This is a genomic window from Lapillicoccus sp. (genome assembly GCF_025353065.1).
Classification (GTDB): Bacteria; Actinomycetota; Actinomycetes; order Actinomycetales; family Dermatophilaceae; genus Lapillicoccus.
Map to the genome: position 1 here is coordinate 23,217 of NZ_JANXRJ010000291.1, position 10,430 is coordinate 33,646.

8 protein-coding genes are annotated in these 10,430 nt (G+C 70.5%); 6 read left to right on the forward strand and 2 right to left on the reverse strand.

Annotated features, from left to right (window positions below; translation table 11 throughout):
• Positions 1-293 precede the first annotated feature (293 nt).
• From Q0R63_RS21220 to Q0R63_RS21230, 3 genes are read left to right on the forward strand one after another with little or no spacing between them, the layout of a single operon-like run.
• Positions 294-2,792: a DUF2156 domain-containing protein gene (locus tag Q0R63_RS21220; RefSeq protein WP_295701893.1), complete on the forward strand. Its 2,499-nt coding sequence runs from the start codon at positions 294-296 to the stop codon at positions 2,790-2,792.
• Positions 2,789-4,144 carry an alpha/beta hydrolase-fold protein gene (locus Q0R63_RS21225; RefSeq protein ID WP_295701894.1) on the forward strand — a complete coding sequence of 452 codons (1,356 nt, stop codon included), beginning with the start codon at positions 2,789-2,791 and terminating at the stop codon, positions 4,142-4,144. Before Q0R63_RS21220 ends, Q0R63_RS21225 begins: the two co-directional genes overlap by 4 nt.
• Complete coding sequence (locus Q0R63_RS21230; RefSeq protein ID WP_295701895.1) at positions 4,141-5,046, forward strand: endo alpha-1,4 polygalactosaminidase; 906 nt, start codon at positions 4,141-4,143, stop codon at positions 5,044-5,046. The genes Q0R63_RS21225 and Q0R63_RS21230 overlap by 4 nt, the downstream gene beginning before the upstream one ends.
• A 33-nt stretch (positions 5,047-5,079) precedes the next feature.
• Here Q0R63_RS21230 and Q0R63_RS21235 read toward each other — a convergent pair whose 3' ends face one another.
• A complete protein-coding gene (locus tag Q0R63_RS21235; RefSeq protein ID WP_295701897.1) occupies positions 5,080-5,415 on the reverse strand; it encodes a DUF4333 domain-containing protein in 336 nt (111 codons plus the stop codon).
• Between the two features lie 255 nt (positions 5,416-5,670).
• Between Q0R63_RS21235 and Q0R63_RS21240 the strand changes: the two genes are divergently transcribed.
• Positions 5,671-6,429 (forward strand): hypothetical protein, encoded by a 759-nt coding sequence (locus Q0R63_RS21240; protein WP_295701898.1) that lies wholly within the window; start codon positions 5,671-5,673, stop codon positions 6,427-6,429.
• A 514-nt stretch (positions 6,430-6,943) separates the two neighbouring features.
• On the opposite strand, the gene Q0R63_RS21245 is transcribed toward Q0R63_RS21240, so the two are convergent.
• On the reverse strand, positions 6,944-7,408 hold the full coding sequence (locus Q0R63_RS21245; protein ID WP_295701900.1) for a hypothetical protein: 465 nt from the start codon (positions 7,406-7,408) through the stop codon (positions 6,944-6,946).
• 211 nt (positions 7,409-7,619) lie between these two features.
• Between Q0R63_RS21245 and Q0R63_RS21250 the strand changes: the two genes are divergently transcribed.
• Together Q0R63_RS21250 and dnaK are read left to right on the forward strand one after the other, a co-directional pair.
• The gene (locus Q0R63_RS21250) at positions 7,620-8,654 is read left to right on the forward strand and encodes an ROK family protein (RefSeq protein ID WP_295701901.1); all 1,035 of its coding nucleotides are present in this window, start codon (positions 7,620-7,622) and stop codon (positions 8,652-8,654) included.
• A gap of 559 nt (positions 8,655-9,213) precedes the next feature.
• The coding region (gene dnaK, locus Q0R63_RS21255; protein WP_295701902.1) for a molecular chaperone DnaK at positions 9,214-10,430 on the forward strand (1,217 nt) is incomplete at its 3' end.

Sequence of the window (10,430 nt, forward strand, 5' to 3'; positions counted from 1 at the left end):
GTCCCCGCCCACGGGCGACTCGACTCGGAGTCGAGGTGGCGCGGTTTCTCAGGGTGGGCTCAGCGGGTCTGTGCCACTCTGAGGGACAGCGGTTCTGGCCCGCATCGATCACGGGGAAGGCGCTGGGCCGACCGCACGATGACAGAAGGTGGACGTTGACGTCACGGCTGGGCTCCTTGGGGAGCCCGCGGGGCAGGGCCGCGGCTGGAGGCCTGGGGGGAACGCACCGGGCCGCCCGGCTCAGCCGTGCCGTTGCCCGCGGTCTGCGTGGCGCTCCGGCGACCCTGGTCATCGTGACGGTCCTGGTGCTCGGAGCCACCGGTGCCGTGTCGGCCGGACTCCGGGCCCATGGCCTCGTGCGGCTGGACATCACCACGCTCCACCCGCTGTCGGTCCTGGCCAATCTCGTCGTCGCGCAGAACCCGATCGCGTACGTCAGCTCGATCGGCGCGCTGCTGACGTGCGGGCTGATCGCGGAGCGCCTGCTCGGCTCCCTGCGGTATGCCTTGGTGCTGGTGTCGATCCAGGTCGTGGCCCTGCTCGTGGCGACCCTGCATGCCGCCCTCATCGCCAGCGTGTTTCCCCGGTGGAGCCACGCCCTGACCGAGACGCCCTTCGGGGGGCCGGGTTCTGCCGCCCTGGGCGCGCTCCTGGTCTCGAGCGCCGGGATGTCGACGCTGTGGCGTCGCCGGGTCCGGGCCGCAGCGGTCGCCTTCGTCGTCACAGCGGTGCTCTATGACGGCGACGCCGGCGGGGTGGTGACGTTCTGGGCGGCCTTGATCGGTCTGGCTGCCGGCGCGGTGATGCTTCCGGAGCCGGCCGAGAGGTCCCCGGTGCCCAAGGTCGGCGAGGCGCGGATGCTGGTCGCGATCGTCGTCGCGTGCTCCGCGCTGGGCCCGGTGGTCGCGGCCCTGTCGGCGGCCGCAGGACCGTTGACGTCCCTCGGGTCCCTCCTCGACCTCGCGTCACCGTCCGCCTCCGAGGTGGGCCAGGTGTGTCTGCATGCGAGTGCGGCGGCGTGCACGTTCGCTCACGTCGAGCAGCACCAGGGCCTCGGTGGCGTGCTCAAGGCCTGCGTCCCCAGCTTCGTGCTGCTGGCGATCGCGACCGGCCTGGCGCGCGGCCGACGGGCGGCGTGGTTGGCGAGCCTGGTGGCGACCGGGGTCATGGCCGCAGCCTCGGCGGCGGTGTTCGTCATCCTTCCGTTGCTGGCCAGCCGCGGTCGCGTCGGGGGCCTCGGAGTGCCGCCGGGGGTGGGGATGCCCGAGCGGGTCGGGCAGCTGCTGACCCAGCACGCCCTGCCGACCCTGGCGCCGTTGTTCGTGCTCGGCCTGCTCGTCGTCAGCCGGCGACTCTTCGTCATCCGGGCGCCGGCGGTTCAGTACCAGCGACTGGCGAAGCGGTGTGCGCTGATCCTGGTCGGCGCCTCCGCGGCATACGTGGGGATCGGTCTGCTCTTCGGCGACGACTGGAGCCCGAGCGCGAGCGCAGCGGCGCTGGCCCGTGACCTGGTGATGCGGCTGCTCCCGCTCGATCTGTTCGGCGCCGACCAGCCGACCCTCCTCCCGGTCGGCACGGATGCGGTCTTCCTCTTCTACTGGATCGGTCCGCTGACCTGGGCAGCGGTGTTGCTGCTGGTCGCTCACGCGCTGCGCGTGGACGTCGACCCGGGCCGCGCGGAGCACGAGCGGCTCCGCGCCCTGCTCACCGCGTCCGGTGGCGGTCCGCTGTCCTGGATGGCCACCTGGGCCGGCATCCATCACTGGTTCAGCAGCGCCGGCACGGCAGCCGTCGGCTACCGGCTCGAACGTGGTGTCGCGCTCACGGTCGGTGACCCGATCGGTGGCGCGGCCACGCACCATGAGGTGCTGCGCGAGTTCGCGGCACACTGCGACCGGATGGGCTGGACGCCCTGCTTCTACTCCGCCGGCGCCGAGTTCGCCGCGTTGGCACGCGAGGACGGCTGGAAGACGCTCCAGGTCGCCGAGGAGACTCGGCTGCCCCTGGGCGCAATCGCGTTCTCCGGCAGGCAGTTCCAGGACATCCGCACCGCGATGAACCATGCTGGGCGCGAGGGCCTGACCATCGAGTGGACCCATCTGGCGAGCACTCCGGAACGACTCGCTGCCCAGGTGCGCTGGATCTGCCACGACTGGCTCACCGCGCAGGCCCTGCCCGAGCTCGGCTTCACCCTCGGCGGCCTCGCGCAGATGCTCGACCCCGCGGTGCGCTGCGAGCTCGTCGTCGACGCCGAGGGGACCGTCCACGCCGTCGCGTCGTGGCTCCCCATCCACCAGGACGGGGAGGTCGTCGGGTGGACCCTCGACGTGATGCGCCGCCGGAGCACCGGGTTCCGGGGCTCCATCGAGCTGCTCATCGGTCAGGCCGTCCTCGACTTCCAGTGCGAGGGGTATGCCGTGATGAGCCTGTCCGGTGCCCCGCTCGCCCGCGTCGAGCGCCCCGATGCCGCGAGCGCCGCCCAGGACGGCTTCGCGCCGCCCCTCGACCGGCTGCTCGACATCATCGGACGCACCCTCGAGCCGGTCTACGGGTTCCAGTCCCTGCTGCGTTTCAAGGCGAAGTTCCAGCCCGAGTTCCGACCCATGTACATCGTCTATCCCGACCCCACCAACCTGCCCAACATCGGCCAGGCCGTGGCTCGCGCCTACCTGCCCGATGCCGGCCGAGGGTCATGGTGGCGGCTCGCCTCCACCATCGCCACGGCACGACGGCGCTCGCGCGCGTCAGCACCCGCCGCACCCGTCCCGGACCGCCCGAGCCGCGTCGCGTGAGCGGCCTGGTCGAGGGGTTCCTCGCCGTTCACATCCAGGACCCCCGAGTCCTCGCGATCGCCTACGCCTGCGGCGCGTCTGCGTCCCTGTTCGTGGCCCTCCGCCGCCGCCCGCACCGGCTGCGCCAGGTCGTGATCGCCTCGGCGGCCGGGGCGGCGGTGGGAGTCGCCGCGCTCTGGCTCGTCGAGGGCCCGCTCAACCTCACCGGTGTGCCCCTGCTCTGGCCGGCCCGCTACTGGGTCCTGGCCTGCTTCGCTGCACTGGCCGTCGCCGCCGCAGCGTTGCGGCGTTCCCGCTGGTGGCACCGTGCCGTCACCCTGGCTGCGGCGGCGGTCCTCGTCGCGACGACCGGCCTCGGCATCAACGCGGTCTATGGCGTCAACCAGACCATGGCGGCCGCCCTGGGCCTCTCGGCCGGGACCCCGATCGCCCTGCCACCCACCGCAGACCCGTCCGCCCTGCTGCCCGTCGTACCGCGGAACCCGCTCGGGCACAGGCGAATACGGCCCGATTGGCCTCTACCGCTAGCCGTCACCTGGCGCCCTCCGAGCGACCTGCCCGCCGCCGGCCGGGTCGGCACAGTGGTGATTCCCGGGACCGTGTCGGGTTTCACCGCTCGTCCTGCCGGCATCTACCTGCCACCGGCGGCGCTCGTGGCCCATCCACCGCCGCTACCCGTGGTCGTGTTCATGTTCGGGCAACCCGGCAGCCCCGACACCTTCCTGGCCCGCGAGAGCCTCGACGCACTCGCCCGCCAGCATCATGGTCTCGCGCCGATCGTCGTCGTGGCGGACCAGCTCGGGAGTCCCGGCCAGGACACCCTGTGCCTCAACACGCCCACCTACGGCAACGTCGAGACCTACATCGACACCGACGTCGTGTCCTGGGTCAGGCACCACCTCAACGTCAGCCCGCTGCGCTCGGCGTGGACCGTCGCCGGCTTCTCCAACGGCGCCCAGTGCGCCGTCTCCTTCGCCGCCAAGCACCCCGAGACCTGGGGCAACCTCGTGAGCATCTCCGGTGAGGCCTTCCCCGGTTTCGAGCACCAGTCACAGACTCTCGCGGACATCTTCCACGGCAACGAGGCGGCATACGACGCCCAGAAGCCGGTGACCCTGCTGGGCCGCCGCGTCCGCCTCGTCGGCAACGCCTTCTTCTCCTACGGGAGCAACGACGACTACTTCGCCCCCGGAGTGGTGCGGGTCATCGCGGCCGCGCGTGCGGCCGGTCTGCACGTCACCGTCGACGTCATCCCCCAGGGCGGCCACGTCGAACCCGCCCTGAGCCTGGGCAACGCGGCCGCGATGGCCTGGCTCTACCCACGGCTCGGACTCGCAGCGCCACGCGGATGACCCGACCTCGGGTCACCCGACGACGACGCACGTCCGGTGCCGGCCGTCGGCGCGTCGCCCTCGGGTGCGCGCTCGTGCTGGCGCTGTATGCCGCCGGGTGCGAGCGAGTCGGCCAGCAGTCGGTTGACGCCGACCCTCCACCGACTGCTGCGCCGGTCGCAGCGCCGGTCCTCCTGCCTCCGCCGGGCGGCCGGTTCAGCTACCAGATCGGCGGTGCCTACCCGCCACCCGCCGGCGTCACGATCGTCGATCGCGACCACACCACCGCCCCGGACCCGAGGGTCTTCTCGATCTGCTATCTCAACGCCTTCCAGGCCCAACCGGACGCCGTGACCTGGTGGACCACCCACCACCCCGATCTGCTGTTGCGCGACGCGGGCGGCAGTCTGGTCATCGACCAGCAGTGGCACGAGCCGCTGTTCGACATCAGGACCGCCACCCGGCAGGACGAGCTGATGACCGTCGTCGGGAGCTGGGTCGACGACTGCGCCGCCCGCGGCTACCGCGCCGTGGAGGCCGACAACCTCGACTCCTACACCCGCTCCGACGGGCTCCTCTCCGCGAACGACGCCCTGCTGCTCGGCCGGCGGCTCGCCGAGCGGGCCCACCGCGCCCGGCTCTCTCTGGGTCAGAAGAACGCCGCAGAGCTCTCCGCGGCGGCCCGCGGGCTCGGCTTCGACTTCGACTTCGCGGTCGCCGAGGAGTGTCAGGCCTACTCCGAGTGCGAGACCTACACCGCCGCCTACGGTGCCCACCTCATCGAGATCGAGTACACCGACGGACCGTCGTCCGCCTTCACGACGGCGTGCGGCCTCCGCGGCAAGGACGTCTCCGTGGTGCTCCGCGACCGCGACGTCACCCCGCTCGGCGACCCCAGGTATGTCGAACGCTATTGTCCCTGAACGGTTTTCGATCCCCAGCCAACCGGCGTCAGGTCAGGTGGTCGCCGTGGCCGAGGGGGTCTGGTCGACCGCGATGGTGAAGTTCAGCGTGGCCCCGGACACCGACGTCACGGTGACGGTGAGCCCGAACGTGTTGCCGGCGGCCGAGACGAGCGTGCACCTCTCGGTCTTCCCGACCGTTGCGTCGAGCGGCCCAGGGCACACGACGCTGCTCGGTGACTGCCCGACCGTCTTCGCCAGCTGGGCCGAGATCCGACTCTCGAGCTCCGCCTTGGAGAGACTCGGCGTCCCCGTCGACGCCGAGAACGAGCACGCTCCCAACAGCCCGGTCAGGACCACCGCACACGCCGCAGCTTTTGCTGTCATCATCAGACCCCCTGGTCACGTTCACGTCGCCGAGTCGCGACGCGAACGCCGGATGCCGTGCATCAGGGGCTGAGTGTCGCACGACGACATCCTGCGCACCTGTATGCCGCCCGCCTCGTCGGCCCGATCAGTCGCGTCCGTCATCCTGAGATCCCGAGAAGTTCTCGGACGCGACAACCCCGGCCTGCCGTCCGGCGTCTTAGTGATGTGAAAAACTTCCGACCTCAGACGAACGGCACCAAGCGGCTGAGCCCCGGCATGAGACGTCAGAGATCCGCCCTCATCCTCCTGACGGCGTCGGCCGCTGTCGGCCTCGCCGGCTGCACGACGACGGGAGCGGTCGCCGCTTCGGGGACGACCGTCTCGTCCTCGGTCGACACGGCGACCACCGATTCGCATCCTGGTTCGCTGCCCGCCCCGACGACGACATCAACGTCTCCGTCGACCACCGCGTCGGCGCCCACCGTGGTGACCAGCTCTTCCACTGCACCGCCCGGGGCCATCTCGCTGCACGGGATCGACTGGGGCTCGGTGACCCTGCCGGGTGCAGTGTGTGGTCTCCAGGCTCCGGTCCGGTTGGCGAAAGGTGCGGCGCGTGTCCCGGCGCCGTCAGGAGTCGACGTCGGCAGCTCTCAGGTCGACGTCACGACGGCGGACGGCCCTGTCTTCGGGAACCTCGACGGTGGCGAGAAGGACGAAGCAGTCCTGCACGTCCGGTGCTACAACACCGGCGGTACGGCGGTCGGGCACGTCCAGGACTCGATGGTCGTGTTCTCCGGGTCGACCGGCGCGGTCAGGGCGATCGGTGTCCTGCACCCCCAGCACCCCGGAGCCCCGGTGCTTCCGAGCCTGGGCTACTTCAGTCCCGAGGTGACCATCGCGGCCGGCACGATCACGGTCCACGAAAACCGCTACGTCCTTCCGCAGGACCCCACCTGCTGTCCGTCGCTCCACCCCACGACGGTGTGGACCTATCGGAACGGCGTCCTCTCCGTGTCGACCACGAAGACCCGGTAACGCCATCCGATCGGCCGATCGCTCACGGTCGGCATCGTGCGCCCGGGGCGCGGATGGGCCTATCCCTGCGGAGACGTATGTCCGGTTTAGGTTGCTTTCTGAAGTTCTGCGTGATGTCCTGAGGGTCACGATGTCCGTCATCGGCAAAATGTCAGGGGGTGAGAGCAGATGAGTGCAGTACGTGTCTCCGCGAAGCGGGTGGTCCGTCTGGGTCTGCTCTCCGCCGTGGCCGGGGCCGGGTGGTTCCTGCTGGGGACCTCCGCCGCCCACGCCGACACTCCCGCGCCGGGCCTGCTGAACGCGGTGAGCTCAGTCGGCTCGGTGGGCTCGGTGGCGCAGACCGCCGGAGCCGGTCTCGGACGTGTTGTCGGCCACGTCGTCACCCTGCCAGCCAGCCCGGCAGCTGCTGCGACGAGCGTGTCCGTGCCGCCCGTCGCGCCTGCCTCCCCGGCCCGACCGGCTGCGCCCACCCCGGCCAAGGCGGCGCCAGCCGCGCTCGCGCCGGTCGTGCCCATCACGGTGAAGCTCGTCTCGGCCAACCCGGCACCGTCGGCACCGTCGGCACCGTCGGCACCGTCGGCACCGTCGGCACCGTCAAGGCGGCCGTTGGATCTTTGGTAACGGAGGTGGCCAAGGCCACCACGTCCGTGGTGACCACCACGACCAGTTCCGCCACCACCGCCGCTGCCGGGCTCGTGCAAACCGCGGCAACGACCGCAACGAACGTGGTGACCCCGGTCAACCGGACGGTCAACCAGGTGGTCACCCAGACCCTGGGTGCCGCCGGTTCAGTCCCGGTTCTGGGTCCGGTCGTCACACCGGTGAACACCGTTGTCACAGGCGTCGTCACGGGCCTCGCGGGCGTTGTCACCGGCCCGACGAACGCCGCTTTCGGCGCCGACGCGACCCTGCTCCGGAGGCCCTCGACGACCCCCGGTCCTGCCACCGATTCCGTTGTGCCAGGCAGGATCACGTTCATCGCTGCGGTGGACGTCGGGACCAACGTCGGCACCACTGCGGACCCCGTCACGACGACCGGCGCCACCCGTGTCGCGAGTGCTTTCGTGGGCCGGCCGGTTGTCGATGTGGCGACCTGCGGCGAGTGGCGGCAGCCCCATACCGTGCGCACCTCGGCGTCGGTGGAATCCAGGGCGGCTGGTGCCGTTCAGGTCCGTCCGTCCGATCGTCCGGTGGCGCCTGCGCCGTCGGTGCCGGGCTCGGGTATGCCGGCGGCGACGACCGGGGTCTCGTTCTCTGCTGGCGGTGGTTCCGGTTCCGGTGGTGCGCCGGTGGCGGTTCTGTCGTCGTCGTGGTCACCCTCGGCCGCTCTGGCCGGTGCGGTCATCCCTGGTAGCTGGGCGTTGCCCGGCCAGGTCGGCCTGCGTCCGAGCGTCTCACCCGATTCAGTACTGGAAGCCTGTGTGGCAGAGGGGATCTCGTCGGAGATGGTCCTTGCCGTCGGGGTGGGGTTGCCGGCCCCGGTGGGAAGCGACGGGCGGACGGTCACGAGGACCAATGCGTTCTGGAACCGGATCAACGCCGACATCGGCGCCCATCTGTCCGCGGCGCACGGGTGGACCGTCCTGGTCGACAACGACGCCAACCTCGCGGCCCTGGCCGAGCGATGGGTCGGCAGCGGCGGAAGCAGCGACCACTTCGTCACCCTGCTGGCCGGCGAGCGCCTCGGAGCCGGAGTCATCGAGGCCGGCCGGGTCTTCCGCGGCAGCTCGGGACGAGGCGGGGAGATGAGCTGGCTCAACCTGGTCGAGGGCGTGGGCTCGGCCGACGGCATCGGCCTGTTGAGCCGCCGATGGACCCTCGAGGCGCTGGCCGCTGGTCGTGGCGCGCGCAACTCCAGCCTGCGGCAGCTGGGTGCGAACGACCTCACGACGGAGCTCGTGTTCGACGCCGCCCGGGACGGCGATCCCCTCGCGGCCGCGGTCGTCCGACGACTGGGCGAACAGTTCTCCCGCGTCTGCGCCGCCATCGCCAAGGCCTTCGACAGCGACCTCATCATCATCGCCGGCGGCGTCGCGGCTGCGATCGTGCCGATCCTGGAGATCATCCGGCAGGAGCTGCCCGCGCTCGTCGAGCCGCCCGTCCCGCAGGTGGTCGCGTCACTGCTCGGCGACGGCGTCGTCTCGACGGGAGCCCTCCGTCACGTGATCGACCACGTCCAGGAGCACGCGCTCGAGATCGCGCTGCCCCACCACGCAGGGCTCTGAGCCGGTCGAACGGCGGCGGTCATCGTGGAGGATGAAGGTCGTGCCGAGTCCTCGGGCAGATGGACTGCACGGGCGTGGCGCCCGGCAGAGTGCTCGGCCAAACAGACAAAGGGCCGGAAGGTTTCGGCTTTTGTCCGGGTATGCCGTGCCGCCGGCGTCCCTTTGTCTGTCTGGCGGCGCACCCGCAGTCAGGTGGCGCGGCGCGGGTGGGATCTTCGGGCAGCGTGCGGCAGCTGGGTCGCGGTCGGTTGGCCATCTGACGTAGCGTGCTCCCGCTCAGAAGATGATTCGTGGTGGGCATAGTGAACGCTGACGCGCTCGAGCGATCCGGCGTCGTTGGGAAGTCCGGAGTCCGGCTGGGCGAAATCAGTGGGCAGCAGCGGGAACACCGACGCCGTGCCCAGAGTTGAGTCGGGTGAACGCAAGTTTGCCGAGCGCGGTTTTGACAACCAGGGCCGTTCCGGAGCAGATTTGTCACCGAGCCCCAGCCCGTATGCCGCGCCACACGGCATACCGGCGGGCCACCAGACCACAGCAGCAAGCAATGAGGAGAGTCACCATGGCACGTGCGGTCGGAATCGACCTGGGCACCACCAACTCGGCCGTCGCCGTCCTCGAGGGCGGGGAGCCGACGATCATCGCGAACGCGGAGGGCGGGCGCACCACGCCGTCGGTCGTCGCGTTCTCCAAGAGCGGCGAGGTGCTGGTCGGCGAGATCGCCAAGCGCCAGTCCGTGACCAACGTCGACCGGACGATTCGCTCCGTCAAGCGCCACATGGGCACCGACTGGAGCACCGAGATCGACGGCAAGAAGTACACGCCGCAAGAGATCAGCGCCCGGATCCTGCAGAAGCTGAAGCGTGACGCGGAGTCCTACCTCGGCGAGCCCGTCAGCGACGCCGTCATCACCGTGCCGGCCTACTTCGACGACGCCGAGCGCCAGGCCACCAAGGAGGCCGGCGAGATCGCGGGCCTCAACGTCCTGCGCATCATCAACGAGCCGACCGCCGCGGCGCTCGCCTACGGCCTCGACAAGGGCAAGGAGGACGAGCTCATCCTCGTCTTCGACCTCGGTGGCGGCACCTTCGACGTGTCCCTCCTCGAGGTCGGCAAGGACCCGGAGGACGGCTTCTCGACCATCCAGGTCCGCGCCACGAGCGGTGACAACAAGCTCGGCGGCGACGACTGGGACGAGCGCATCGTCAACCACCTCCTCACCACGGTCAAGAACAGCAGCGGCGTCGACCTGTCCAAGGACAAGATCGCCATGCAGCGGCTGCGTGACGCCGCGGAGCAGGCCAAGAAAGAGCTCTCCTCCTCGACCTCGACCGGCCTCAACCTGCAGTACCTCTCGATGTCCGAGAACGGCCCGATCCACCTCGACGAGACCCTCAGCCGCGCGCAGTTCGAGCAGCTGACCCAGGACCTCCTCGAGCGCACCAAGGGCCCGTTCAACAAGGTCATCGCCGACGCAGGTATCAAGGTCGGCGACATCGACCACGTCGTGCTGGTCGGTGGCTCCACCCGGATGCCCGCCGTGAGCAAGGTCGTGACCGAGCTGACCGGCGGCAAGGAGCCCAACAAGGGCGTCAACCCCGACGAGGTCGTCGCCGTGGGCGCGAGCCTGCAGTCCGGCGTCCTCAAGGGCGAGCGCAAGGACGTCCTGCTCATCGACGTCACCCCCCTCAGCCTGGGCATCGAGACCCAGCACGGCCGCTTCACCAAGCTCATCGAGCGCAACACCGCGATCCCGACCAAGCGCAGCGAGATCTTCAC